The sequence below is a fragment of the Shewanella sp. VK101 genome (assembly GCF_056497865.1).
In genome coordinates this window covers 4,854,260-4,879,374 of record NZ_CM151402.1, presented here as the reverse complement: position 1 = coordinate 4,879,374, position 25,115 = coordinate 4,854,260, and the positions used below count along the sequence as shown (strand labels likewise).

General features: G+C 52.6%; 23 protein-coding genes. 9 read left to right on the top strand and 14 right to left on the bottom strand.

Annotated features, from left to right (window positions below):
* Positions 1–5 precede the first annotated feature (5 nt).
* On the bottom strand, positions 6–695 hold the full coding sequence (locus tag ACSHSR_RS21720; RefSeq protein ID WP_479631140.1) for a glycosyltransferase family 4 protein: 690 nt from the start codon (positions 693–695) through the stop codon (positions 6–8).
* 96 nt (positions 696–791) lie between these two features.
* The gene (locus tag ACSHSR_RS21715; RefSeq protein WP_479631139.1) at positions 792–1,220 is read right to left on the bottom strand and encodes a hypothetical protein; all 429 of its coding nucleotides are present in this window, start codon (positions 1,218–1,220) and stop codon (positions 792–794) included.
* Between the two features lie 759 nt (positions 1,221–1,979).
* Between ACSHSR_RS21715 and coaD the strand changes: the two genes are divergently transcribed.
* From coaD to ACSHSR_RS21690, 5 genes are all read left to right on the top strand, one after another.
* Positions 1,980–2,471, top strand: a complete 492-nt coding sequence (coaD, locus tag ACSHSR_RS21710; RefSeq protein ID WP_025009078.1) for a pantetheine-phosphate adenylyltransferase — start codon at positions 1,980–1,982, stop codon at positions 2,469–2,471.
* Between the two features lie 5 nt (positions 2,472–2,476).
* Positions 2,477–3,970: a capsule assembly Wzi family protein gene (locus tag ACSHSR_RS21705; RefSeq protein ID WP_101059527.1), complete on the top strand. Its 1,494-nt coding sequence runs from the start codon at positions 2,477–2,479 to the stop codon at positions 3,968–3,970.
* 256 nt (positions 3,971–4,226) lie between these two features.
* Positions 4,227–4,958: a glycosyltransferase family 2 protein gene (locus ACSHSR_RS21700; RefSeq protein WP_025009080.1), complete on the top strand. Its 732-nt coding sequence runs from the start codon at positions 4,227–4,229 to the stop codon at positions 4,956–4,958.
* Position 4,959: 1 nt separating this feature from the next.
* Positions 4,960–5,634, top strand: a complete 675-nt coding sequence (locus tag ACSHSR_RS21695) for a TVP38/TMEM64 family protein (protein WP_096142240.1) — start codon at positions 4,960–4,962, stop codon at positions 5,632–5,634.
* The gene (locus ACSHSR_RS21690) at positions 5,634–7,355 is read left to right on the top strand and encodes an ArnT family glycosyltransferase (protein WP_144218807.1); all 1,722 of its coding nucleotides are present in this window, start codon (positions 5,634–5,636) and stop codon (positions 7,353–7,355) included. Before ACSHSR_RS21695 ends, ACSHSR_RS21690 begins: the two co-directional genes overlap by 1 nt.
* 7 nt (positions 7,356–7,362) lie before the next feature.
* Here the strand turns inward: ACSHSR_RS21690 and mutM are convergent, their stop codons facing one another.
* Genes mutM through ACSHSR_RS21650 form a run of 8 tightly spaced genes read right to left on the bottom strand, consistent with a single transcriptional unit; the run spans position 7,363 to position 14,326 of the window.
* Positions 7,363–8,178, bottom strand: coding sequence for a bifunctional DNA-formamidopyrimidine glycosylase/DNA-(apurinic or apyrimidinic site) lyase (gene mutM, locus ACSHSR_RS21685; RefSeq protein WP_025889008.1), 816 nt, complete (start codon positions 8,176–8,178; stop codon positions 7,363–7,365).
* A gap of 16 nt (positions 8,179–8,194) precedes the next feature.
* Positions 8,195–8,653 carry a hypothetical protein gene (locus ACSHSR_RS21680; RefSeq protein WP_479631138.1) on the bottom strand — a complete coding sequence of 153 codons (459 nt, stop codon included), beginning with the start codon at positions 8,651–8,653 and terminating at the stop codon, positions 8,195–8,197.
* A gap of 53 nt (positions 8,654–8,706) precedes the next feature.
* Positions 8,707–9,693 carry a GTP 3',8-cyclase MoaA gene (gene moaA / locus ACSHSR_RS21675; RefSeq protein ID WP_028780384.1) on the bottom strand — a complete coding sequence of 329 codons (987 nt, stop codon included), beginning with the start codon at positions 9,691–9,693 and terminating at the stop codon, positions 8,707–8,709.
* Between the two features lie 8 nt (positions 9,694–9,701).
* On the bottom strand, positions 9,702–11,507 hold the full coding sequence (locus ACSHSR_RS21670; protein WP_479631137.1) for a bifunctional molybdopterin-guanine dinucleotide biosynthesis adaptor protein MobB/molybdopterin molybdotransferase MoeA: 1,806 nt from the start codon (positions 11,505–11,507) through the stop codon (positions 9,702–9,704).
* A gap of 9 nt (positions 11,508–11,516) precedes the next feature.
* The gene (gene mobA / locus ACSHSR_RS21665; protein ID WP_345852322.1) at positions 11,517–12,110 is read right to left on the bottom strand and encodes a molybdenum cofactor guanylyltransferase MobA; all 594 of its coding nucleotides are present in this window, start codon (positions 12,108–12,110) and stop codon (positions 11,517–11,519) included.
* Positions 12,094–12,801: an ABC transporter ATP-binding protein gene (locus ACSHSR_RS21660; protein ID WP_044735567.1), complete on the bottom strand. Its 708-nt coding sequence runs from the start codon at positions 12,799–12,801 to the stop codon at positions 12,094–12,096. The genes mobA and ACSHSR_RS21660 overlap by 17 nt, the downstream gene beginning before the upstream one ends.
* Before the next feature lie 8 nt (positions 12,802–12,809).
* On the bottom strand, positions 12,810–13,517 hold the full coding sequence (locus tag ACSHSR_RS21655; protein ID WP_025009085.1) for an ABC transporter permease: 708 nt from the start codon (positions 13,515–13,517) through the stop codon (positions 12,810–12,812).
* Positions 13,514–14,326: an ABC transporter substrate-binding protein gene (locus tag ACSHSR_RS21650; protein ID WP_045283803.1), complete on the bottom strand. Its 813-nt coding sequence runs from the start codon at positions 14,324–14,326 to the stop codon at positions 13,514–13,516. Before ACSHSR_RS21650 ends, ACSHSR_RS21655 begins: the two co-directional genes overlap by 4 nt.
* A gap of 281 nt (positions 14,327–14,607) precedes the next feature.
* Between ACSHSR_RS21650 and ACSHSR_RS21645 the strand changes: the two genes are divergently transcribed.
* Both ACSHSR_RS21645 and ACSHSR_RS21640 read left to right on the top strand, forming a co-directional pair.
* On the top strand, positions 14,608–15,990 hold the full coding sequence (locus tag ACSHSR_RS21645) for a sigma-54-dependent transcriptional regulator (RefSeq protein WP_025009087.1): 1,383 nt from the start codon (positions 14,608–14,610) through the stop codon (positions 15,988–15,990).
* Between the two features lie 2 nt (positions 15,991–15,992).
* Complete coding sequence (locus ACSHSR_RS21640; RefSeq protein ID WP_093981691.1) at positions 15,993–18,101, top strand: sensor histidine kinase; 2,109 nt, start codon at positions 15,993–15,995, stop codon at positions 18,099–18,101.
* 700 nt (positions 18,102–18,801) lie between these two features.
* Here ACSHSR_RS21640 and ACSHSR_RS21635 read toward each other — a convergent pair.
* A complete protein-coding gene (locus ACSHSR_RS21635; RefSeq protein WP_208123985.1) occupies positions 18,802–19,491 on the bottom strand; it encodes a DNA-3-methyladenine glycosylase I in 690 nt (229 codons plus the stop codon).
* A 136-nt stretch (positions 19,492–19,627) separates the two neighbouring features.
* A complete protein-coding gene (locus tag ACSHSR_RS21630; RefSeq protein ID WP_208123984.1) occupies positions 19,628–20,497 on the bottom strand; it encodes an NAD(P)H-binding protein in 870 nt (289 codons plus the stop codon).
* A gap of 107 nt (positions 20,498–20,604) precedes the next feature.
* On the opposite strand from ACSHSR_RS21630, the gene ACSHSR_RS21625 reads away from it, so the two are divergent.
* Positions 20,605–21,510 (top strand): LysR family transcriptional regulator, encoded by a 906-nt coding sequence (locus tag ACSHSR_RS21625; protein ID WP_144224126.1) that lies wholly within the window; start codon positions 20,605–20,607, stop codon positions 21,508–21,510.
* 92 nt (positions 21,511–21,602) lie between these two features.
* Positions 21,603–22,256: a glutathione S-transferase family protein gene (locus ACSHSR_RS21620; protein WP_345884106.1), complete on the top strand. Its 654-nt coding sequence runs from the start codon at positions 21,603–21,605 to the stop codon at positions 22,254–22,256.
* 8 nt (positions 22,257–22,264) lie between these two features.
* On the opposite strand, the gene ACSHSR_RS21615 is transcribed toward ACSHSR_RS21620, so the two are convergent.
* Together ACSHSR_RS21615 and prlC are read right to left on the bottom strand one after the other, a co-directional pair.
* Positions 22,265–22,795 (bottom strand): thioesterase family protein, encoded by a 531-nt coding sequence (locus ACSHSR_RS21615; protein ID WP_071237359.1) that lies wholly within the window; start codon positions 22,793–22,795, stop codon positions 22,265–22,267.
* Between the two features lie 114 nt (positions 22,796–22,909).
* Complete coding sequence (gene prlC, locus ACSHSR_RS21610; RefSeq protein WP_479631136.1) at positions 22,910–24,949, bottom strand: oligopeptidase A; 2,040 nt, start codon at positions 24,947–24,949, stop codon at positions 22,910–22,912.
* Positions 24,950–25,115 lie beyond the last annotated feature (166 nt).

The window sequence follows — 25,115 nt, the reverse complement described above, 5'->3', positions numbered from 1 at the left end:
AAACCTTATTGTACTGTGCGAGGCCAGGCTGAGCCAGTTGCTTGCGGACTTTGCACTTGCTGGCTTTGGGACTTAAGTGCCCGTATCTCTTTGGACATATCTTGCTTGAACTTGTCCAGATGGTGCACCTTTTTGATGTAGGCAATGGCTTCCTTGGCCAGAGTCTGGCGTTTGGCTTCATTCTGCAGCAACTGCTCAATCCCTTCGATGAACAGCGGCAATTTGTCGAAGCCATCCCCCAAAACTTTGCCGGTATAAATGCCGAAGCGACTGGTCAATTCATCCGGGTTTTGACAACTGACCAATAAGGTTCCGTATGACAAGGCCTCGAGAAATGACACGGGCAAGGCTTCATGAATAGAGGTATTGACCAGCAGCTTGGCATCTTTCAGCAGCTGATTTTTACGCTCGCCTTCAACGTGACCGACAAAGTGCAGGTTGGGTATGTCTTGATACTTGGCCATCACGGCGTTGTTCTCATCGGCCTGTCTATGCGCCTGCCCCAACATGTAGAATTGGTACTGCGGCATGGCTCGGGCAATTTCGGCAAACAACCAACCGCGTTTTACTGATTCTATTCGGCCAAGGAACAAAATATTGTCTTGTTTTTGATGATAATCCAGGTCGAAATTTTCATCTATTTCAATAGGGTTGGGCAGATACTGAATCTCGGTATCGGCCGGCAGGCGATACAAGTCTTTGGCTTTTTGGTCTAAACATCTGGCCTGACTGATAAAACGAATATTGCCCGTCTTAGCGTATTGATTTACAAAATCATAGACTTGTTGATCCTAATAGCAGGGTTCTGGAAACAGCTTGACGGTATTTATTTCATCCCATTCATAAGTGGGACGTGGATCCTGAATCCAAAACAGCAACTTCTTGTTTTTACCAGGGGCCTTGCTGAATATACGATATGAGTGAGTCGTCATTTCAATAGACAGGAAGACATCATATTGCTTTTTTTTCAAGAACAAATAGTTAATAAAATCGAAAGCCCTGGCGGCTAATTTATAGACTTTGATACCGTCTATCATATGGCATTTGGGAATGAGCCTGACTTTACCACAGTCTTTTTTTAGCAGCACTTCGACATCAATATCGTCGCCGGGCAGATATTTGGCAACCAAATGACGGGCAAGAAAACCATATCCCCCAAACTTTGTTTTGGCTCCACCAAAATACTCATCAACCAGAAGTGCTACTCTTAATTTACTCATCAGACCTGACCCAAACATATTGCTGAAGACGGCATTTTAGTTAGCCAAGACAACTAATTCAAAATTTATATCTGGAATAAAGTCTTGGTGTTTTTAATAAGATAATGATGTTGTTTTTTTATTTTTGTTGTTTGTTGTTTGTTGTTTGTTGTTTTTTGGTTTGATTTTTGCCTTGTTTTTAGGGGCGTGAATACTGTAATTGTTGATTGGGTTTCGATGCTTTCTGTCATGGTAAAATACTTTTTATTATTCTCCATGGCCGAATGCTATTCCGGGTTAATTATATCTATAGTGGATTTCGGCGTTATTTGATGTAGTACACGTAGGAAGCATCGAGGACTTATTCGCACTTTCATGAATAATAAGTCATAGGTTCAGTGGCTTATATTTCAGTATTCCGCTCGTTACATCACTCTCAATTTTATGTAGTCATAAAGGGTTTCAGTGTATGGAAGCCTTAGGGAAGGTGCGAACAAGTCCTCGTGGCACTCTGGCTTACACAGCAACCGGTTCTCTGCGTTATCCGACTTAAGCAGGCTTTCAGTCAGATGCCTTGAACGCCAATGCTGTGCAAGCCACTCTCTACAAAAGAGAAGGCCACAAGGACGTTACCAAGCACAAAAGTTGGGTAGATCTCAGGTCGTAGAGGATTGACTGGGGTTGGCTTGAGCCGTAAGCCGCCTAATACGTATTCACAAACACAGTGCGAGCGGTTAGGATCTGGCCTCTGTATTCGAGTAATATTACGTCGGTATCCTTATGCTCACACGCGCCATCTATCCCGGAACTTTTGATCCCGTTACCAATGGTCATGCGGATCTTATTCAACGTGCCGCGGCACTGTTTTCTCACTTGGTGATAGGCGTGGCAGCCAGTCCATCCAAGCAGCCTTGCTTCACTCTGGAAGAAAGGGTCGCCATGCTAAATGAGGTGACTGCGCACCTGGATAATGTGGAGGTGGTTGGTTTTACCGGGCTACTGGTAGATTTTGCCAAAGAACAAGGCGCCAATGTACTGGTTCGTGGGCTGCGCGCGGTTTCTGATTTCGAATATGAGTTTCAATTAGCCAATATGAATCGTCGGCTCCACCCAGAACTGGAGAGTGTCTTTTTGACTCCGGCGGAAGAAAACTCGTTTATTTCATCTACCCTGGTTAAAGAGGTCGCGCTGCATGGCGGCGATGTCAGCCAGTTTGTTCATCCGGATGTTGCCAAGGCTTTGGTTGCCCGAGTCAAAAAGCAAGGAAGTTAAAGTTAATGAGAAGTCTTTTGTACAAGAGCCTGATGCTGGCCGCAGGCCTGGGTATGAGCGCTGCGAGCCATGCGGCACCTTGGGTCGATAGTTCAGACATTTATTTGAGAGCCGATATTCAGGCGCTGGCAGATGCCGGGGTGATCACGGTTCCCGTTAATACTTACCCCTTGATGTGGGCCGGTATCGGTGCCGATTTGGCCAAGGTTGAGCCGGCAACCCTCACTCCTGCGTTGACTGATGCTTTTTCCAGAGTGAATTTTTACTATCGTCAGGCGATAGAAAATCGCGGCAATGCTGTTATCAAGGCGACGGCAGCCACGGATGCCGCCCGGTTTCAACATTTTGGCTCTGACTACCGTGAAAAGGGCCAACTGAGCGCCTCATATGAATATGTCGGAGAGCGTTTTGCCTTCAAGGCTGCGGGAACCGGCGCCTATGACGCCCAGGATGATGAGAGTGCACGTTTGGATGACTCCTACATGGCGCTGGTGCTGGGCAACTGGATAATGACTGCGGGTGCAGTGCAGCAGTGGTGGGGCCCTGGGTTTGATTCGGCTTTGCACAAGTCAAACAATGCCCGCCCTATGCCGTCAGTCATGCTCAGTCGTAATAATGCTGCGGGTTTTGAAACCCCTTGGCTATCCTGGATTGGCCCCTGGACCCTGACCGCAGGTGTCAGTTGGATGAATGACGACAGAGCCGTTGAAGACACACTGCTGTGGAACATGCGCGGCAGTGTCAGGCCCTTCAAACAGTTGGAAATAGGCCTTTCCTGGACCACACAATTCTGTGGAGAGGGACAGGATTGCGGCTTTGGTTCATTCTGGGATGCTATTTCCGGTGGAACCGAGTGTGCTGATGGTGACCCGAACTGCGACCCTTCAATGAATACCAAGATAGGTAACCAGATGGCGGGTTTCGACGTTCGTTATGCCGATACCCTGTTTAATGTGCCTTTCGGTCTCTATCTGGAGCGTACCTGTGAAGACTCCAGCGGTTCGGCGCCATGGCAGATTGCCGACTGCGCCGTGCTGGTGGGCGCTGATACCCGCTTCAACCTGGCGCAGCAGCAATATAAGCTGTTCTTTGAGTATACGGATACTCTGGTTGCCTGTGGTGGAGATCCCAATGTGTTCAACTGTTTCTATGAGCACAGCACTTATTTGAGTGGTTCCCGTTATTACAAACGTTCCTTGGGTTCTACCTATGACAGCGATGCCAAGGTCTACGTTCTGGGCTTGGTGGGTCAATTTGCCGACAGCCATGGTATTAACGCCTACCTGCGCTATGCTCAGCTCAACAAAGACGGTAAAAACCGAAATAATGGTTGGGCCCCAAAACCCGCCAAGGAAGATCTGCTGATGTTGGAACTCAGCTATCGTATGCCCTTGCTGAAGGGGATGATGACTTTTGGTGGCACAGCTTCCCGTTCAGAGTTTGCAACTTATAACGATAACGATGCCAGTTTGTTTGGTAGTTATGAGTACAGGTTCTGAGTGACAACTGCTTAACTAAGCCTGTATAGCCGGCTTTTTTAATCCCAGCCACAAGAATGTTACCAAATTTAGCCGGCCTAGCCGGCTTTTTTATGCTCGTAAAGAAAATGTTACCAAGTTTAAACGGAATGATTGCGTAAAAAACGGCATTAACGTAATTTGGCCTTAAGAAACTACAGCTATATTGCATCCAGACCTACTTCCTGTGTAGGTTGTTTTTTAATCAGTTCCAAGTTTGGAACCCGGGAGCTTATTTTTGATTTCAGTCGTAATACCCGCCAAAGACGAAGCCGGCAATATAGGCCCTCTCATTAATGAGATCTGTCAGGCCTTGGCAACGACAACCCCTTTTGAAATTCTGGTTGTAGATGATGGCAGCAGCGATAGTACTGCCGACGAAGTGTTGCAAACTGCAAAGCAAAACAGCTGTGATGCCAGAGTTATTCGCCATAAACGCAGTACAGGCCAGAGCACGGCTATCTGCACAGGTGTGCGCGAGGCCAAAGGGGAATATATAGTGACCCTAGATGCCGATGGTCAAAATGATCCTGCCGACATTCCCGCCATGATCCGGCTGATCCCGGAAATGAACAGTGCTGATTTTTGCATCGCTGGTTATCGAAAGCACCGTAAAGATACGGCTTGGAAACGCTTTCAATCCCGTTTTGCCAACAGGGTACGCGATGCCTTATTGCACGATGGCGTTCCGGATACCGGCTGTGGTCTTAAGCTCTTTCCGCGAGCCAGTTTTCTGAAACTCCCCTATTTCAACCATATGCATAGGTATATTCCAGCGCTTATCCGACGTATGGGCGGTGATGTGCGGATTTCTGTGGTTAATCACAGAGACAGACAAGCCGGTATTTCCAAATATACCGCCTGGAATCGACTCTGGGTGGGAATCGTCGATATCCTCGGGGTGATGTGGTTGATTCGCCGGGCCAAAATTGCCGAGATAGACAGCATTGAATACAGCCGCCGGGACTAAACTGAAGCGCCTGCTAAAGACGCTGTTGCTGATATCCGTCTTGCTTGGGCTGATGTTGGCCGTTCAGGCCGGCTGGTTTGAGCATCTCACCGACAGTAACTGGGTCGCTAACTTTATTCACCGCCAAGGGCCTGCCGGAGTGGCGTTACTGTTTGCTGTCGGCGCTCTGTTTACTGCTGTGGGGGGCCCGAGGCAGATCATCGCATTTGTTTTCGGCTTCGCGCTTGGTGGTGCTGTGGGCGCCCTGTTTTCCACCTTTGCCGCCTTGGCGGGTTGTCTCCTCAGCTTTTATTGTGCCCGCTTGACGGTGCGCGAGTTTCTACAGAAGCGCTTTGGGTCGCGGCTGCAACGTTTTGAACGGCTGATCATTCATCGCACCTGGCTTAAAGTTTTAATGATCAGGCTATTACCTGTTGGCAGCAACCTGTTGACCAATCTCTTCGCCGGGGCAACCAGGGTGCCTGCCGGCGGGTTCTTAATCGGCAGTTTCATCGGCTACCTGCCGCAGATGCTGATCTTTGCCTATGCGGGAGCCGGCTTGGGCTTGTCTGATCAGTATCAACTCGGTATCAGCCTGGTGTTATTGCTGCTTTCCAGCGCCATAGGAACTTACCTTTACCGTAATCGTCTGAGCCGTCAGGTGGATGATTTGGTTACAGATAAACAGGGGCTTTGATGAATTGGCTGCGTAGCTACTTTGACAGTGATGATTACACAAAAGTGTTTTGGGCACTGTTCTGGCTGACCCTGTTTATTATGTTGTTGGGAATAGGATTCCGCTCTCCCTGGCCTGCCGACGAGCCTAGATTTGTCGAAGTCGCCAGAGAAATGGTCAGCAGCGGTCAGTGGTTGTTTCCCAGCCGTGGTGGCGAATTCTATCCGGACAAACCGCCGGTTTTCATGTGGGCCATAGCACTTTGTTACGCCTTGATTGGAGACCTCAAGCTGGCTTTCTTACTGCCCAATGCCCTGTGTGGTTTGCTGACCGTGATGCTGGTCTACGATCTGGGCGCAAGGCTGTGGAATGTTCGCACCGGGCGCAACGCCGCTCTGCTACTGATGTTGGTGCCGCAGTTTTTGATGCAGGCCAAGAATGCCCAGATAGATGCCATGGTGATGTGCTGGATAACTTTAGGGTGCTATGGCTTGCTGCGCCATTTCCTCAAGGGACCCAGTTGGGGCTGGTATTTTGCCGCCTGGGGCTTTATGGGGCTGGGAGTTATCACCAAGGGAGTTGGTTTTCTGCCCTTGCTGCTGTTGTTGCCGTTGGGGGGGTACAGTTGGCAAAAGGGCTTGTGGCGAGAGAGTTGGCGCTGGCGAATAGTATTGGGGCCGGTTGTTATGTTGGCCGTAATTGCGCTCTGGTTGGTTCCCATGGTGCTGACGGTTCAAGCATCGGCCAGCCCGGAACACCTGGCATATATGAACAATATTCTGTTTAAGCAGACGGGTGAGCGTTACGTCAACGCCTGGCATCATATCAAGCCTTGGTATTTCTTTGTTTTCAGTGTCATTCCCTGGCTCTGGTTCCCGCTGCCCCTATTGGCATTGGCTTACGGAAAGCGACTCTGGGCGGCTATCAAGGCTGACCCAGGCATTGCCGTTTTGCTGTTATGGGTCTTGCTGGTGGTGGTGTTTTTCAGCATCAGCCCAGGTAAGCGTAATGTCTATATTTTGCCGGCACTGCCGATGGCCGCGCTGGCCATTGCAGCAGCACTGCAGGGAGCACAGTTGTGTCTATGGTTTGAGCGCCTGGTTTCCGCCTTGCTGTGGTTGTTGGGGGGCTTGCTGCTGACTCTGGGCGTGCTGGCATTGCTGCACCATCCCAAATTGCTTGAGAGACTGGCTGATTATACCGATGATCTCACAGGTATCGGTTATCTGTTTATGGTGCTCGGTTCCTCCTGGCTGATTTTGCTCTGGTGGTTAAGGAAACAGCCTTCGCTGCTCCGCTCCGGCGTGGTGACTATTCTTGGTTGGGCCTTGGTCAGTAGCTGGGGCTATCTGTTGCTCGACGAAATACGTACTCCCAAGGCCTTGATGCAGCACACTGCCGAGGTTATAGGTGAAGATGCCGAGCTTGGGCTGATCCGCTTTAAGGAGCAGTTTATTCTGTTTTCTCCCATGAGCATTACCCACTTCAGTTATCTGGCTTCCACTGCCGAGCAGGAACGCAGGGCCTGGCAGTGGCTGCAACAAGGTAAACAGCGTTATCTCCTGGTTCCCGGTGGGATAACGCTTGATTGCTTTGATATGAGCAAGGGCCAGAACATGGGCACAGCCCACAGAGAGGAGTGGTATTTACTTGGGGCTTCGGCGAGTTTGCCCGAGTGTCAGGCCCCCAAGACCATGGTCAGTTACCACACGCCGCACCCGGGACAGTGGATGCGGGAGTGATTGTGCTTCAGCGTGTCTGGCACAGGCTGCAAAACACTGTGGTGCGCTGTCCCAGGCGTATTTCGGATAACATATGGCCGCATTGGGTACAGGTTTCCCCACCGCGGCCATAGACATGCAGCTTCTGGGCAAAGTAACCCGGTTTACCTTCGGCATTGGTAAAGTCTTTCAGTGTGGTGCCCCCCTGCTTGATTGCCTGGGCCAGGATCAGCTTTATCTCGGCGACCAGCACTGTCAGCCGCTCTTTATCCACTTTACCGGCCTCGGCCTGCGGGTGGATCCCTGCGGCAAACAGGGCTTCGTTGGCATAGATATTACCGACACCCACCACAATGGCATTGTCCATCAGACAGAGTTTTATCGCCTTCTTCTTGCCCTTGAGCGCCGCTTGCAGTTGCTCGACATTGAAGGCATCCGTTAAAGGTTCGGGCCCCAGTTTGGCCAGCAGCGGATGAGCCGTTTCCGGCAACTCGCACCAGAGCCAGGCACCGAATCTGCGCGGATCGTTGAACCTCAGCACCCGGCCGTTTTCCAATTCCAAATCTATATGATCGTGCTTCTCAGCCGGTGTGCTACGGGGCAAAATCCGCAGGCTGCCGGACATCCCAAGATGCACTATGCAGGTACCGGCATCTGTATCCAGCAATAGGTATTTGGCGCGGCGGCGCACGGCTCTGATGGTCTGTCCTATGATATTGCGGGCCGTTTCGGGTACCGGCCAACGCAGCGAAGGATTACGAACGATAAGGTTACTGACGGTCTGATCAACAAGATACGGCGCAACCCCGAGGCGGGTCACTTCCACTTCCGGCAATTCTGGCATAAGGCTCTCTGCTCTATCAGCTTGTGGATACACTCAGCAGAGGTACAACACCACTTCTGAGGCTAGGGGGAATAAGATACCAGTTCCCGGCGGCAGATTTAAGCAGTCCCTGATGGGGATAGAACAGCCAAAGTTGTGGCTCGGCAGCGCCGCTGACTTTCAGCAGCAACTCTCGTGGCCGCTCATCTTGGGTGAGTTCTGGTTTACTTGCCAATGGTGATACCAGAATACTGAGCCAGGCTTGGCTCCAGTCGGCGCAATTGAGCACCTTGGGATCACACTGCCATTGGCCATTGGCGGCCTGTGCCAACCAGATCCCGCCCAGTTGCAGCTGCTGCAGTTCAGTATTGCTGTCAAACAGCTCGCGGGTATCGGGTACCGAGTTCATGCGTTTATCCAGCAAGGTCAGTACCGACACCATCAGAATGGAGGCCAGAATAATGATGTTATTCCACTGTTTGCGGGTCAGTGCCATGGGCAAGAATGTTTGGTTGAGGTCGAATCGCCAGTGTAGCACGGTGGCAGGTATCAGCCACCCGTGCTGTTCATAAACCTCAGGATCTGCACCTGATTGGGATCGTCGAAGTGATGCTCTTTGGGCTTGCGCTGAATCGCCTCGAAGATAGCCTGCTTCAATACGTCTATATCACCAGGATGGCTGCGGATGATCTGCTTCAGATCCAGCGAGTGTTCATTCCCCAGGCACAGCAGCAAGCGGCCTTCGGCCGTGACTCTGACCCGGTTGCACTCATGGCAAAAGTTATGGCTGTGGGGTGAAATAAAACCTATATGGATAGGGCTGTCGGCCATGCTGTAGTAACGTGCCGGGCCGCCGGTACGCTTGGATGACAGGCTCAGTGGCCAGCGTTGATTGATAATTTCCCTGACATCACTGCTGCTCATGTGTCTTGGCAGAGAACGCTCTTCCATAACACCCAGAGGCATCTCTTCGATAAAGGCGATGTCCAGCTGCTTTTGACGGCAATATTCCAGCAGATCGATAATTTCGTTTTCGTTGCGGCCCTTGAGGATCACGGCGTTGATCTTGATCCTGTCAAAGCCGGCCGCCTTGGCGGCATCTATGCCCTTGAGCACCCGCTCCAGCTTGCCGTTGCGGGTCAGGGTGGTGAAGAGTTCGCTCTTTAGGGTATCCAGGCTGATATTAAGGCGGTTCAAGCCGGCGGCTTTCAGCGCCGGAGCCAGCTTGGCCAGCCTGGAGCCGTTGCTGGTCATGGAAAGATCCTTGAGCCCGGGTAGTGCCGCCAACTGCGCCACCAAACGGTCACAATCGCTGCGTACCAAGGGTTCGCCGCCGGTGAGGCGTATCTTGCTGACACCAAGTTCGGTAAAGGCGCGGCCGATAAAGGCCAGCTCCTCCAGGCTCAATACCTGTTCCCGCTCCAGAAAACAGGGGTCTTCACTCATGCAATAGATGCAGCGAAAATCACACCTGTCGGTAATAGAGAGGCGCAGATACTCTATTTTGCGGCCAAAGCCGTCACTCAGGCTGTTCAAGGGCAGGCTCAGAGCAGGTCTGCAAACGGGTGTACATAGACGGTTTCACCCGCCTCTATGCGTTCATCTGCCTCGCCGATAATCACCAAACAGTTGGCCTTGACCATGGAGCTGAGCATGCCTGAGCCCTGGGCACCGGTCGTACGTACGTGCAATTGGCCATCATCTCCCAGGGTCATGATGCCGCGGCTGAATTCGGTGCGGCCGCTGCGGCTGCGCATGGCTTCATCGGCAATCGCCGGCAATAGTCTTGGCTGCCAGCTTGGTTCGCCGGCCAGTTTACGCAATGCCGGTTGAACAAACATCAGGAAAGAGACCATCACGGCCACAGGGTTGCCGGGCAAGCCGAAGAACAATGTTTGGTCTATCTTACCAAACGCCAACGGGCGTCCCGGACGCATATTGATGCGCCAGAAGTTGATTTCCCCCAGCTTGGCCAGCACTGTCTTGATATAGTCGGCATTGCCGACAGACACCCCGCCCGAGCTGATGATCACATCGGCCTGAGTCGCCGCCTGGCTCAATGTTTGGCTCAGAACCGCTTCCGAGTCTTCGATGATCCCCAAGTCCAGCACTTCACAGCCAAGGCGTTTGGCCATCGCCTTGATGGTATAGCGGTTGGAGTCGTAGATGCAGTTGGCCTTGAGCTCAGTGCCGGGTTGGCTGACTTCATCGCCGGTGGAGAATACGGCGATTCTGGGGCGGCGCTTGAGGGGCATCTCAAACAGCCCCAGCGAAGCCAGCAGGCCTTGCTCGGCAGCGCCCAAACGAGTGCCACTGCCGAGGGCAACGGCGCCTTGGGCTATATCTTCCCCTGCCAGACGCACGTGCTGGCCGCGGTAGATCTTGCCACTGAAGCTGACCTTGCCATCGGTTTCGGTGGCAAGCTCTCTGGGTTGAATGGTATCTGCACCCAGAGGAACCGGCGCACCTGTCATAATTCGTACCGCTTCACCCGGCTGCAGCTGGCCTGAATATTGATGACCGGCCAGCACTTCTCCTTTCAGTTCAAAGGATTGTGACATGTTGTCTTGAAACGCGAAGGCGTAACCATCCATTGCCGAGTTGGTCTGCTGCGGTACGTTCACCGGTGATATGGCGTCCTGGGCCAGAATACGGTTGTCGGCTTCATCGAGCGTCAACAGCTCTGTCTCTGTGACGGGTTTGACTTGCTCCAGGATATGGTCGATGCCCTGACGTACCGACAGATTTTGTTCGCTGCCGAGCTCACAGGCACTTAAGGGCAGGGCTCTTGCTGAAGAGGACTTGAATTCGGGGCGATACTCGCGAACATACTGCTGCACAAAATCAGCAATTTGCGCCACATTGTTGAGATCCAGGCGGCGGATCTCTCCCGGCAGCTTGGTTTCATCACAGCAGGCGATTGCGAGGATATTGGGATCCTCGGTATGGATAAAGGGTTTGCCATGGGCGGCTCGGTGTAATTCAATTTTGGGCAGCGCCAGTTTCTTGAAGCCTTCCACCAACACCAGGTCGGCCTTGTCCTGTTCCAACTGGCCGAGTAGATGCAGCAGGTCTGGATCTCTGTCCAGCGGATCTTCAGTCATCAAGGCCCAACGCACATGGGAGGCCACCAACATCTGTCTGGCGCCAGCCTTGCGCATTTCATAGCTATCTTTGCCCGGCTCATCAATATCAAAGTTGTGATGAGCGTGTTTGATCACTGCCAGTCTCAAACCACGACGATTCAGCTCAGGGATCAACTGCTTCAACAGTGTGGTCTTGCCTGTGCCGCTGTAGGCACAGAAGCCCAACACGGGAATGGACAGGGGATTGGTAAAGACAGTGCTCATAAAAACCTCTTAAGCTTGGGATATTTCCGCCGCGAGTTGTTGTTTTTGTTCGTTGGTATTGACGTTAATAAAGGCGCTGGGTTGATCGGCGAATGATTCAACCACTACCGGGTGTTCACTGTACCAGAGATCGATACGGCGCCTGCCAGAATCGAGAAAGGCCTGCATCGAATCCCTCACCGTCGGTTTGAGCAGCATAACCACCGGCTGCTCCCGCTCGCCGTCGGACGCCACGGCGAGATCCGCCTCTGACGCCTGCAGCTTTTGCACCATACGCTCGACCAGGTCTTTGGGCAGCAAAGGGCAGTCGCAGGGCACCACCAACAGCAGATCGGCATCTGTCTTATCCAGGGCGCTGATCATTCCCGCCAACGGCCCGGGATAACCCTGTTCCAGGTCGGCAATGACAGGAAAACCGAACTCAGCATAACGTGTTTGATTGCGGTTGGCGTTGATCAGGATCTGATTCACCTGAGGTTTTACCCTGTCGATAACATGGGCAATCATGGGGCGTCCCAGCAGGTCCACCAAGCCTTTGTCTTCTCCGCCCATACGCCTGGCCATGCCTCCGGCGAGTATCACCGCATCAATGCGCTGCGACATAGTTGTTCTCCTGCAGTTCTTCCGTGGCCAGGGTCAAATTGGCTGAGGTTGTCAGTTGTTGTGATTCGATATGCCAATGTTGATGACAAAGTGCCGTTAGTTCTGAGTGCTGGTGGCTACTGATAAGCAGTCCTGTGCCTTGTTGCTTCAATTCGGCAATCATAGCAAAAACGGTTTGCTGCGATGCCCTGTCCATATTGGATATGGGTTCATCGAGCATGAGTAACTTGGGTTTCAACAGCCAGGCTCTGGCCAGTGCCAGCCGTTGCCGTTCACCGCCGGACAGAGTTGAGGCGTTGGTCTTGAGCAGTTGCCCCAACTGGGCATGTTCTATCGCGCTTTGCATCCTAGTGTGCTGTTCGGTCTTATCCAGGCTGCTGTATTTCTGCGCCAGTTGCAGATTGTAGCTGACATTGCCTTCAAACAGGTACGGGTGTTGATGCAGGTAAATAGCCTTGCCGAGCAAGGTATCGCGTCGCCACCAGGGCGCAGCTGGAAATCCTTGGGTATAGATGGTACCGGCACTGGGTTTGAGTAAACCGGCCAGCAGCTTCATCAGAGTGGTTTTGCCGCAGCCATTATCACCTTGCAGATAGATGACCTCGCCCTGGCAAAACTCCAGTTGCCGGGTGCGAAATAACAGGCGTTCACCAAAACGCATCTCTAGATCTTGGGCTATCAGCTTTATCATCAAGCGTCCTAATGGCTTCTGGGATTGGCCCTGCCACGCAGAGTACCCAGAGCAAAATTCAGTATCAATGCCAGCACCAGCAGCACCAAGCCAAGGGCTATCGCCTGGGCAAAGTCGCCTTTACTGGTTTCCAGTGAAATCGCGGTGGGAATGTTACGGGTGACATGGGCTATGTTGCCACCAACCATCATGGAACAGCCGACTTCAGTAATGATACGGGAAAACGCGGCGATAATCGCCAGTAACAGAGGTACTCTCAGCTCGCGGCAAACCACCCAGATGGCAGAGGTCCAACTGGCGCCCAGAGTGCGGCTGGTTTCCCAGGCGCGGCGGTCGACACTGGTGAAGGCGGCATGGCTCATGGCTATCAGTACCGGGGCACAGATCATCATCTGCCCGAGGATCATCCCCTTCTGGGTAAAGAGCCAGCGAAGATCACCCAGGGCACCGTTACGGGTCAGCAGTAAATAGGCCAACAGGCCTACCACCACAGTGGGAATGGATTGCAGGGTTTGCACCAGATTGGTTACCAGCCAGCGGCCGGGGAATTGCACAAACGCCAGGGCGAACCCCAGTATCATGGACGGCAGCAAGGTGATCAGCAGCGCCGCGAAAGATACCGAGAAAGAGACGGAGATAATAGACCAGACTTCAGGGTCTCTGGAAAACAGCAGGCCTAGGGCCTGCTGTATAAGGGCTAACCAGCCTTCACTCATTTGCCGTAAGTTGCCTTGAACAGTTGTTCGCCTTGAACTTTATAGCTGTTGATCATGCTTTGTGCTTCTTTGCTAATCAACCAATCACTGAAGGCACGTGCACCTTTGTGATTCAGATCAGGGTATTTGGCAGGGTTGATCAGGATAACCTGGTAAGGGTTGGCCAAAGTGGCACCGCCGTCGAAGTCGATGCCCAGGTCCAGCTTGGCTTTGTAAGCCACGAAAGTACCACGGTCAGACAGGGTGTAACCTTGCAGTTCGTTGGCCATCAGCAGGGTTTTGCCCATACCTTGACCTACAGAGGTGTAACCTTTGAAGTCTGGAGTCACGTTGGCGGCTTTCCAGATGATCAGCTCTTTCTTGTGAGTACCTGAGTCATCACCACGGGATACGAAAGGTACACCTGACTTGGCGATTTTGGCGAAGGCTTCTTCGGCATTTTTGCTGTCACGGGCCTTGGCTGGGTCGTTCTTGGGGCCAAGGATAACAAAGTCGTTTTCCATGATGCCGCGAGGCTCAACACCGAAACCATCGGCGACGAACTTGGCTTCTGCGCCAGGAGCGTGAGTCATCACCAGATCCACATCACCCTGAGAACCCAGTTTCAGAGCCTTACCTGTACCTGTGGCAATCACTTGTACCTTATAGCCTGATTCAGATTCAAATTTTGGCAGCAGGTAACCCAGCAGACCTGAGTTTTCAGTACTGGTGGTAGTGGCTAGCTTGATGGTTTCCTGAGCGGAAGCCGGGGCAGAGATCATCAGGCCTGCCGCAATGGCAAGACCCAGCAGTTGTTTCAAGTTCAACATTATTGCTCCTTGGCGTGATTTTAATAAGTGGGCCTAACCCATAAGCCTGCGGGCCACGGCCTTGTACTCGCACCCATTAAAGCAATTTGGGTGCCAAAAACGAATGTTTGCTATAAACCGATATTGAGGGATCTAATATGTGAACTGGATCCCAAGCTTGGTAAATAAGTATCAGACAAATTGTCCCAACCGGCTTTTTCTCTGGTTCATAGTGACCAATTTTTACCGTATCAATGATAGAATCTATTTCAATTGAGTCAAAATGTCCTGAAGCCGACAATATGAGCCAGATAGAAAAGCCACTTAAGTCTAAGCCAATGCCTTCTGCCGTGTCCGTGTTGATCGTCGACGACGAGCCCGGTATGCGCAGTTTCCTCAACAAAGCGCTGGCAAAGAAATTTGCCCTGGTAGAAACCGCTGCCAGCATAGAAGAAGCCGAACAACTGCGCAGCCGTTGTCACTTCGATCTGCTGATTGTGGATATACGTCTGCCCGGCCGCTCAGGTATTGAGTGGCGTGAGGCGCTGGATGATCAGGAGCGGCGCTCCGACATCATCTTTATGACGGGCTATGCCGATATGGAAGTGGCGATTCAGGCACTCAGGGCCGGCGCTTCCGACTTCATCATGAAGCCTTTCCATCTGGAGCAGATGATGAAGGCGGTCGATCGCTGCATCGAGCGGCGCTTGCTGAAGCGGGAAAACCTGATGCTGCGCCGGGAAGTGTCCAGCGGCTATTCCTCCACCATCATAGGCAACAGTGATGCCATGATGGAGGTCAAGCGGGTGATAGAGCGAGTGGCACCAACCAATGCGGTGGTGCTTATCGAAGGCGAGTCCGGTACGGGCAAGGAGCTGGTGGCCAGGCAACTTCACCTGCTCAGTGGTCGTCAGGGCCCGTTTGTACCGGTTAACTGTGGTGCCATCGCTCCCGAGCTGCTGGAGAGTGAACTCTTTGGTCATACCGCTGGCTCTTTTACCGGTGCCAAGGGCAATCGCGAAGGTCTATTCAGCTTTGCCTCCGGAGGCACCATTTTCCTCGATGAGATCGGGGAAATGCCGCTGAAAATGCAGACGGCCTTGCTGCGGGTGTTGGAGCAAAAGGCGATTCGTCCGGTTGGCAGTGAAAAAGAAGTTAATATTGATGTCCGGGTGATAGCGGCAACCAACCGTAAGCTGGCCGATGAAGTGGAAGCCGGGCATTTCCGCCGCGACCTCTTCTACCGTCTCAATGTGCTCGACATAGTGATCCCGCCATTACGGGAAAGACCGGATGATGTGGTGGAATTGACCCATCACTTTACCCGCCAGTTGGCTGCAGAGCTCGGGGTGAAAGAGGTGGTCTGGAGCCATGAGGACCTGCTCAAACTGCAGCAACATCAGTGGCCTGGGAATATCCGCGAATTGCGTAACATGATAGAGCGCTGCATTCTGCTGGGTAAACCACCGGCGGAATACTGGAAAGAACAGCCCAAGGCCGAGCTGAATGCCCAGCCTGGCTATCCCCACGACTGGGCGCTCAAGGATGTGGAAAAAGACCATGTCACGGCCGTGGTTGACTCCCACGGCGGCAATAAGTCGGCGGCAGCCCGGGTGCTGGGAGTGTCTCGCAAAACACTGGATCGTAAATATAAAGAGTGGTTTGACTGCGAGTCGGAGGTCTGAGCTTGTCACTGTTCAAACGGCTCTTTGGCCTGAGCTGGCAGCAGCTGCAGGCAAAGGTGCGTTATCGCATTCTGATCCTGACTCTGTTGCCTATCTTGCTGACGCTGGTGAGCTTGGTGTTTATCACCATATACTGGAACATCAGCTACACAGGCAAACAGCTGTTTATGAAGGTCAAGGCCGACCTGACAGTGGCCAACAACACGCTGGCTGCGGTGCAGGAGCGTCAGGAAAAGCAGCTCGAACATGTGATGCAGTCCTTCGATTTCCAGACCCATTTTCGTTCGATACTCGAAGGTGAACAGCAGAAGCAGAAAGATCTCAACGCTTTTCTGGATCAACAGCGCAAGGCGTTGGATCTCGATTTTCTGCGTCTGGTCAGAATTGCCGATGCTGCGGCCGATCCTGACTTGCGGCAGATGCTGCCCTTGGTTCAGGGGCAAAGCGCCTATTCAGGGCTGATGGTGCTCTCCTCCTCGCGGTTGGCACGAATCGATCCCGAGTTGGCCGAGCGTGCCAAGATCCCGGTGAAAATGACCTTAAGGGCACAAAATCCCGACAGAGAAGTGGAAGAGCGGGGCATGCTCAGTCGCAGCCTGCTGCCGGTAGCCGATGAAAACGGCAAGGTCGGCTGGTATCTGGATGGCGGGACCCTGTTTAATCGCAATACTCGCATCGTCGACCATATTCGCGATCTGGTCTATGACAAGGGCACACTGCCTGAGCGTTCCATAGGCACTGTGACCATCTTCCTCGACAATATCCGCATCAGCACCAATGTGCCTCTGCATTTCTTCCCCAAAGAGGATGAAAATCGCGGTCGGGCATTGGGCACCCTGGTGTCCGAGGAGGTACGTCAGCAGGTGTTGGTCAAGGGCCAACTCTGGGTCGATAGAGCCTTTGTTTACAACGACTGGTTTATCTCGGCCTATGCGCCACTGACCGATATTCGTGGCCAGCGGATAGGCATGATCTATTCCGGGTTTTCCGAGTCGCCTTTTATCCACAACTATCTGCTTAATATCATAGAGTTGGGCACCATTTTGATGTTGGTGTTGCTGGTTTCCGGGCTCTTGGTTTATCGCGGCGCTTACAGTTTGTTGCAGCCGATAGAGCGTATTCACCAAGTGGTTAAGGCGGTGCAGTCCGGGCGCAATCTGCGTATCGGCGAGCTAGGACTGGACAGAGACAATGAGCTGGCCAACCTGGCCGAGCAGTTTGACCGCATGCTCGATTTATTGCAGCGCCGCAATGCGCAAATTCAAGCGGCGGCCGAGCAACTGGAGATGAAGGTCGAGGAACGCACCCGTAGCCTGCAGGAAAAAACCGAAGAGCTGCAGCGCAACGTGCAATTACTGAACGAAACCCGTCAGCAGTTGGTGACCAATGAAAAGCTGACAGCCCTCGGGGAGTTGACCGCTGGGATTGCCCACGAGATCAACAACCCTACCGCCGTCATCCTTGGCAATATGGAACTGCTGCGGGTGGAGCTTGGGGATAACGCCGAGCTGGTCGAAGAGGAGATAGATCTCATCATCCAGCAGGTGGGGCGTATCAGCACTATTATCCGCAGCTTGCTGCAGTACAGCCGTCCTGGCGAGTTCAATGCACCGCTGGAGATGCATCAAATCACACCTATTATCGAAGAGATGCAGCTGTTGGTACGTCACTCATTGGGTAAACAGGAAGTGGTGTTGTTGCCTGAGCTGAACGCCAGTTATCCGGTGCAGGTAAATCGTCCGCAACTGCTGCAGGTGCTGATCAATCTGGTGGTCAACGCTGCTCATGCTATGGATGGCAAGGGGCGGATCTGGATCCGCACCTATGACTGGGTGGAACAGGACGAACCTGTGGGGATCAAGATAGAGATTGAAGATGAAGGTTCTGGGATCCCGCAAGAGCAGTTGAGCCGGATATTCGATCCCTTCTATACCACCCGTAAGGATGGTACCGGGCTGGGCTTGTCGCTGAGCTACGGTATTATCAAACGCATAGGCGGCACCATAGAGGTCAGTTCGACTGTGGGTAAGGGGACACTGTTTACTGTCAGTATTTACCATATGGCCAAAGAGGATCAGTCAGGCCCCTATGATGGTTTGCTGTTCGGGTAGGCTCTTGGCTTGGCGTGAAAAAACAAAAAAAGAGCCGGGTAATTAACCCGGCCACAAAGAGTGTGTGAGCAATGTCGTGCTTTGCAAACTCAGGAACACCATAACTCTCAGCGGGTACTGCGGGCCTAAAGCTAAGGATGAGTTTTGGAACGCAAGTTAACGATAATCGTTCTCATTTATGTTTGCAACTATTTTTTGACCTTTGGCGATAAAATTTTCCAGTGTTATTCCTTCTTTCTTGGATTTCCGACCAAAAAATCTACCTAACTTATTAATTTTAAATTAGTTTAAATCTAAGGTGCAGGCCGGTAGTCATTGGTAGTTTTGGGGCTAAATCCAGATGGCTGCACCTTCCTTAGTGCCTGATTCCCTCAATGTTGGTTTGTAGAGAGGGGCATCAAAATTTAAAAACAGCGGCGAGGGATGAAAATAGTTGGCGGAGAGGAGGAGCATAAAGCTCTGACAATAAGAATCAGCCAAAAAAAAGGGCCGGGTAATTAACCCGGCCTAAAAGAGTGTGTGAGCAATGTCGTGCTTTGCAAACTCAGGAACACCATAACTTCAAGCAAATCTCAGTCGACTAGCGGTTAACTGACTCTCAGTTAAGGATGAGTTTTGGAACGCAGAACAAATGATAATAGTTCTCATTTTCGATTGCAACTGTTTTTTGTCTGTATTCAAGACAAATTTATCTCAGGCCTCAGATACGATTGTCCCCGGTGCAACAAGCCAGGATGCGGCTGATGGCGGCCATGCTCCTGCCGCTGCTCTGCTGCCAATGATTGAATACAGCTTGTACCTGGGCCAGGCCGCTCTTTGAGCTGAAGCCTGCGTCCACCAGTTTGTGACTCTTGAGATAGTTTTGAACATCAGCGGTCAACAGGAAGGTGTCTTTACCTATGCCACGCAGAAAATAGGGGCCGGTATTGCCACCCAAGCGTGCACCACGGCGTTTGAGCTCCTGCCACAGTGAGGTGATCTCCTCCACCGGCCAGAGGGCGATATATCGGGCCAGGCTGCCGTGTTCTCTGGCAATATCCTGCACCATGAGCGCGTTATCATAAATGGCCTGGGTCTTTTTCTGGTGGCGAATGAGGCGGCTGTCCTCACCTCTGGCCTGCAACTGCTCGGGGGAGAGCATCAACACTTTCATGGGTTCAAAGCCAAAGAAGGCCTCTTCATAGGCCGGCCATTTGTGTTCCACTACCTTCCAGACAAAGCCGCTCTGAAATACCTGTTTGCTGAGTGCTGACAGTAACTCGGCATCTGTATATTCCAGCAATTCTTCCGTGGAACAGACTCTGGGTAACAGGCTCTCCAGTCGCTCGGCGCCGCCTTTGCGCTCGCAGGCTCTGGCATAGATGGTGGCAAAATCTTCCGGCTTGCTCATGTGCTTTCCCTTTTGATTCAATTGCTGCTGCACCAGTGTAATACCAATCGGGATAAATATGGGAGTGATCAATGATGATTAACAATCACAGCCCCTCCCAGGCAGAGGGAGGGACTGTGGCACGCGATATCGGGTATCAGGATTGAGTGAGGCTCTGTTCAAACAGGGCCTTCAGTGAACGCCCTGGGCGCCCCAGCAGACGTTCCAGATCTGCGCTTTGCTGCTGATATTCACCATCGGCTATCGCCTTGGAGTTGTTGGCAAACGCCTTGGCCATATAACCGGGGAGGCCGATCCCGAGGAAAATCTGCTCCAGCTCTGCGACTGAAATGTTTTGCAGCCGAATGTTTTTGCCACTCACCTGCAACAGGTATTGTGCCACCTGGGCCTGGTTCAACAGTTCCGGGCCTGTCAGGGTATAGGTTTGTCCCAAATGGCTGCTTACAGTCGATTCCGATGAGAGAATGCCGGCGATGGCCTCTGCCAGATCGGCCTTCCACACAGGGGCAAACAAACCATTTTCACCGGCATTGAGCATGGTTTCTGTTGCCAAAGTGTGCTCCAACCCGGCCAACTGCAATTCGGCATAGGGACCGTTACGTACCAAGGTGTAAGGCACATCTGAGTGAACTATTGCTGCTTCTGTTGCTGCATGGGTGCGGGCAAAGTCGAATGCCGAGTCCAGGGTCGCCAATTGGAAACTGGTATAAACCAATTGTTCGACAGCGGCGGCCTTGGCGGCGCTGAGCACATTCATGTGCTGCTGCAGTCTCTGATCATTGGGTGTATCACCCGAGATCAATAACAGGCGTTTGACGCCCTGCATGGCTTTCGAGAGTGAAGCCGGGTCACTGTAATCGGCAAAGGCCTTCTCTACATCAGCAAACTCGTTCAATTGTTCAGGGTGGCGACTTGCCAATCTCAACTGTTTGGCAGGAACCTTTGCCAATAAGGCTTGGCTGACCAGACGGCCCAATTGGCCGGATGCACCTAAGATAAGGATCATGTTTTTTACTCCAGTAGGTTTATGGCATCAGTGTATCCCCGTGGCAAAAATTGATAATGAGTGCTTTACTTATCACTTTGGTTATTTAAATTAAACAAAGGTGAGAGATGGATGCGGCACAACTCTATCGTATGTTGGTATTCGCCACTGTAGTGGAACAGGGATCGTTAACGGCGGCCGCAGAAGTGCTGGGGATCAGCCGCTCCATGGTGAGTCAACATTTGAAGAAACTGGAACAGCGTCTTGGCTGCCGTTTATTGCACAGAACCACGCGCAAGATAGGCTTGAGTGAAGATGGTCAGCAGTTCTATCACTATTGTGCCGAGTTGTTGCAGCTGGCCAAGCAAGCCGAGGCCGTGACTCGCCCCAGTGATGAACAGTTACATGGCAGCTTGAGGATCACGGCACCAGTGGGGGTAGGTGAACTGTCACTGCTGCCCTTGATGGGGGAGTTTCACCAGCGCTTCCCCCATATCCGGCTGACACTGTTGCTTGAGGACAATAAGCTCAATCTGCTGGAGCATAAGATAGATATCGCCATTCAGGCCGGCTGGCCTGAAGACTCTGAATTCAAGGCGATAAAATTGGGCGACTTCGAAGAGTATCTGGTGGCTTCGCCCGAGTATCTCAGTCGCCATGGCAAGCCGCTGCATCCGGATAACCTGCATCATCACCAATGGCTGATGCATGCATCGAGTCATTTGCCTCGCAGCTGTACTTTGCACAATAGTCAGGGCGAACAGTTTCGTATTCGGGTTACCCCCTTTATCAGCTGCAACAGTACCAATGCCATCGCGGCTCTGGCTGCTCAGGGGCTTGGCATTGCCACCTTGCCGGATCATCTGTTGCAAAGGCAATTGGACTCGGGAGCGCTGGAACGTCTGTTACCGGATTATCATCTGCGAGAGGGCGGTATCTATGCCATTCATCCTTACCGTGAGGGGATGCCACCCAGAGTCCGGGTCATGTTGGACTTTCTCAAGCAGAAGTTGGGTCAAACAGAGGGGGGATAATGCCTTGCAGCACTCATGGTAACTGGTCACGCCTTCCCTAAGCGGTAGTCAGCAACTAAAGTTAAAGTTGGTAACCATGGGGATCCCTGTCTATGGAGCTTTACTACCATCCATTGTCGCGTTATTCGCAAAAGGCGCTGCTGGCACTTTATGAAAAGCAGGCAAACTTCTTTCCCCGGGTAACGGATCTGCAGGATCCATTGGAGCGCCAACACTATCTGCATTTCTATCCATCCGGTAAGCTGCCACTCTTGGTGTGTCAGGACGGCAGCCTGTTGCCTGAATCCAGCATTATCATAGAGTATCTGGACAATAAAATGGACGCCGGCACCCGGCTGTTGCCCAAGGAGCCCGAGCTCAATCTGCAAGTGCGTCTCTATGACAGAATTGCCGATAACGACCTCAACAACAGTCTCTATCAGTTGGAGCAGCAATATAGCTTACCGGAAGAGCAGCAACTTCCACTGCTGCAGCGTCAAATTGAAAACCGTCTCAGGCTTTGCCTGCGGGCGTTGGACTTACGCCTGGTTGAGCATCATTGGCTTTGCGGAGATGGGTTCACTTTGGCCGATTGTGCCTTAATCCCTTGTCTTGGTTACCTGCAGCGCAGTTTCAACTTACTGGACTACCAGCATTTGGGGCGCTACTGGCTCCAGGCGCAATTGCGGGGTTCCTGGATGTTGGTGCAGGATGAAGTGACTCTGGCTCAGGAGGAGGCCAGCAGTGGGCTCAGGCCCATCCCCTGAACAAGAATTCAGCTGTTGCGGGCCTTTTTGAGATCCAGGAACGACTTCCACTTGATGATCTCTGCCGGTAACTCGGGCGTGATCTCATCGAAACCGGCTTCCGTCAACAGGTTTTCCGTGGGTACCGGCTTGCGTTTGCAGACGAACAAACCTCTGACATGCACTATGGCATGCAGGCCTCTGTCCGACAGGAAACGCTGCTCTATGTAGAAATACTTTTCATCCCAGCCAACCACGCGAGAGGCAATTTCAAACTGCTGTAATGGCCTGATATCCCTTACATAAGTGAACTCGGCGGCATTGACTATTGGCATCCATTTCAGTTTTAGAAAGCGCTTCAGCAAGCCCATTTCGGCCATCATATAAGTGCGGGCCAGATCCATAAATGCCGGGTAGCGGGAGTTGGTCAGGTGTAGGTTGATGTCACAGTCACTCGGTAAAGCCCGATAACGGATGCGGCTGGTGCCGAGAAAACCGATATCGTTTGCCCGGCGCACTCGCCAGAGCAGCAGCCAAAACAGGCGAAAGTAGAGGTTCATCAAAGGGTCCAAGAGTTGAGAGGAATTAAAGGCTATCAAAGGTCATACCAGACGGCAAGCGAGAACTGGCTCACAAAAAAGGCGCCCGCAGGCGCCTAATCAATTGCTTCTGTCTCAGGCTTGGATCCCTGAGTGACGCAGCAGTGCGTCTATGCTGGGCTCGCGGCCACGGAAGCGGGTAAATAGCACCATAGGCTCTTCACTGCCGCCCATCTCAAGTATGTTGTGCAGGAAGTCGCGTCCTGTGCTCTCGTTGAAAATACCTTCCTCCTCGAAGCGTGAGAAGGCATCGGCAGACAACACCTCGGCCCACTTGTAGCTGTAGTAGCCGGCGGCATAACCTCCGGCAAAGATATGGGCGAAGCCATTCTGGAAGCGGTTGAATTCAGGCGGTGTGACCACTGCCACCTGGCGTCGAACCTCATCCAACATCTGCTGAATATGGGCGCCCTTGGCCGGATCAAACTCCTGATGCAGGCGGAAGTCGAACAGAGAAAACTCCAGTTGCCGCAGCATCATCATGCCGGACTGGAAGTTCTTGGCGGCCAGCATCTTGTCCAGCATCGCCTTGGGCAGCGGCTCCCCGGTCTGATAATGGCCGGAGATCTCCGCCAGCGCCTCTTCGGCCCAGCACCAGTTCTCCATAAACTGGCTTGGCAGCTCCACGGCATCCCAAGGTACGCCGTTGATACCGGAAACCCCGCCGACATCGATGCGGGTCAGCATATGGTGAATACCATGACCAAATTCGTGGAACAGGGTAGTGACTTCGTCATGGGTAAACAGCGCCGGCTTGTCACCCACAGGGCGATTGAAGTTACAGGTGAGGTAGGCTACCGGCTTTTGCAGGCCTGTGGCCGTCATTCGCCGGGTTCGGCAATCATTCATCCAGGCGCCGCCCCGCTTGCCTTCACGGGCATAGAGGTCCAGATAGAAGCTGCCTCTGTGTTCGCCCTCGGTATCCAAGATGTGGAAGAAGCGCACATCTTTATGCCACTTGTCGAAATCCTGCTGCTCTTTGACATCCATACCGAACAAGCGCTTGATGGTGTAGAACAGGCCGCTGAGCACCTTGTCTTCGGGGAAGAAGGGACGTAGCTCTTCCTGAGATATCTCATACTTGTGTTGCTTGAGCTTTTCGCCGTAGTAACCCAGATCCCAGGCCGCCAACTCGGTTACACCATAATGCTCCTTGGCAAACTCCTTGAGTTCGGCCAGCTCGGCCTTGGCTTGAGACTTGGAGCGCAGCGCCAGCTCATTGAGGAAGGCGATAACCTGCTCGGGCGATTGCGCCATCTTGGTGGCCAGGGACTTATCGGCATAGGTATCAAAGCCCAGTAACTGTGCCAACTCATGGCGCAGGCTCAGGATCTCGTCCATCAGCGGGCCATTGTCGAACTCACCGGCATTGGGGCCTTGATCCGAAGCGCGGGTAACAAAGGCGCGGTAGCACTCTTCACGCAGACTGCGGTTGTCGCTGTAGGTCATGACCGGCAGATAGGATGGAAAATCCAGGGTGAATAGCCAACCTTGCTGTTCTTTGGCCTCGGCCATCGCCTTGGCGGCGGCAATGGCAGACTCTGGCAGACCGGCCAATTCGGCTTCATCGGTAACCAGCTTGCTCCAGGCATGTGTGGCATCCAGTAGTTGGTTGGAATAGGTGCTGCTGAGTTCGGACAGGCGCTTTACAATCTCTCCATAGCGGGCTTTTTGTTCATCGCTCAGACCTATTCCCGACAGTTCGAAGTCTCTCAGGCTATGTTCTATCACAGTCTGTTGTGCCTGGCTGAGCAGGGCAAATTCCGCCGATGCCTTGAGCTCTTTATAGGCCTGATACAGGCCCTGATGTTGGCCGACAAAGGTGCTGTACTCAGACAACAATGGCAGGCAGGCATCGTGCGCGGCGCGCCACTCTTCATTGCTGAGTACAGAATTCATATGGGAAATCGGCGACCAGATCTGGCTCAACTCATCGTCCACCTGCTCCAGAGGGGCCACCAGGTTCTCCCAAGTGTAGGGGCCTCCGGCGGCCAGCACGGCTTCTATCTTATCGCGGCATTTGGCTATGGCCTGTTCGACCGCCGGTTGAATGTGCTCGGCCTTGATACTGGAAAAGGGCGGCAGCTCCTGTGCTGTCAGCAGCGGATTGGTCATTGTCTGTCCTCTCTTTGGGCGTGGGCCATAGGGCCTGCATTGGATGCCTGGTCTTGCCGCCATGGCGGCGAATATTCAGGGGCGTGGCTAATAGATAAGGGTTCCGCTTTGATTTATCAAGGTGATAAAAGCGATTGGTGCCATAGCAGTGGCACAGATGTGAAAC

Coding starts and splice junctions, on each gene's coding strand:
- ACSHSR_RS21655 (WP_025009085.1), bottom strand. CDS start 13,517: ATGAGTGAAGGCTGGTTAGCCCTTATACAGCAGGCCCTAGGCCTGCTG.
- mobA (WP_345852322.1), bottom strand. CDS start 12,110: ATGTCGCAGCGCATTGATGCGGTGATACTCGCCGGAGGCATGGCCAGG.
- coaD (WP_025009078.1), top strand. CDS start 1,980: ATGCTCACACGCGCCATCTATCCCGGAACTTTTGATCCCGTTACCAAT.
- ACSHSR_RS21660 (WP_044735567.1), bottom strand. CDS start 12,801: ATGATAAAGCTGATAGCCCAAGATCTAGAGATGCGTTTTGGTGAACGC.
- ACSHSR_RS21635 (WP_208123985.1), bottom strand. CDS start 19,491: ATGAGCAAGCCGGAAGATTTTGCCACCATCTATGCCAGAGCCTGCGAG.
- prlC (WP_479631136.1), bottom strand. CDS start 24,949: ATGACCAATCCGCTGCTGACAGCACAGGAGCTGCCGCCCTTTTCCAGT.
- ACSHSR_RS21670 (WP_479631137.1), bottom strand. CDS start 11,507: ATGAGCACTGTCTTTACCAATCCCCTGTCCATTCCCGTGTTGGGCTTC.
- ACSHSR_RS21705 (WP_101059527.1), top strand. CDS start 2,477: ATGAGAAGTCTTTTGTACAAGAGCCTGATGCTGGCCGCAGGCCTGGGT.
- ACSHSR_RS21645 (WP_025009087.1), top strand. CDS start 14,608: ATGAGCCAGATAGAAAAGCCACTTAAGTCTAAGCCAATGCCTTCTGCC.
- ACSHSR_RS21615 (WP_071237359.1), bottom strand. CDS start 22,795: ATGAACCTCTACTTTCGCCTGTTTTGGCTGCTGCTCTGGCGAGTGCGC.
- ACSHSR_RS21690 (WP_144218807.1), top strand. CDS start 5,634: ATGAATTGGCTGCGTAGCTACTTTGACAGTGATGATTACACAAAAGTG.
- ACSHSR_RS21630 (WP_208123984.1), bottom strand. CDS start 20,497: ATGATCCTTATCTTAGGTGCATCCGGCCAATTGGGCCGTCTGGTCAGC.
- ACSHSR_RS21715 (WP_479631139.1), bottom strand. CDS start 1,220: ATGAGTAAATTAAGAGTAGCACTTCTGGTTGATGAGTATTTTGGTGGA.
- ACSHSR_RS21650 (WP_045283803.1), bottom strand. CDS start 14,326: ATGTTGAACTTGAAACAACTGCTGGGTCTTGCCATTGCGGCAGGCCTG.
- mutM (WP_025889008.1), bottom strand. CDS start 8,178: ATGCCAGAATTGCCGGAAGTGGAAGTGACCCGCCTCGGGGTTGCGCCG.
- ACSHSR_RS21625 (WP_144224126.1), top strand. CDS start 20,605: ATGGATGCGGCACAACTCTATCGTATGTTGGTATTCGCCACTGTAGTG.
- ACSHSR_RS21680 (WP_479631138.1), bottom strand. CDS start 8,653: ATGGCACTGACCCGCAAACAGTGGAATAACATCATTATTCTGGCCTCC.
- ACSHSR_RS21620 (WP_345884106.1), top strand. CDS start 21,603: ATGGAGCTTTACTACCATCCATTGTCGCGTTATTCGCAAAAGGCGCTG.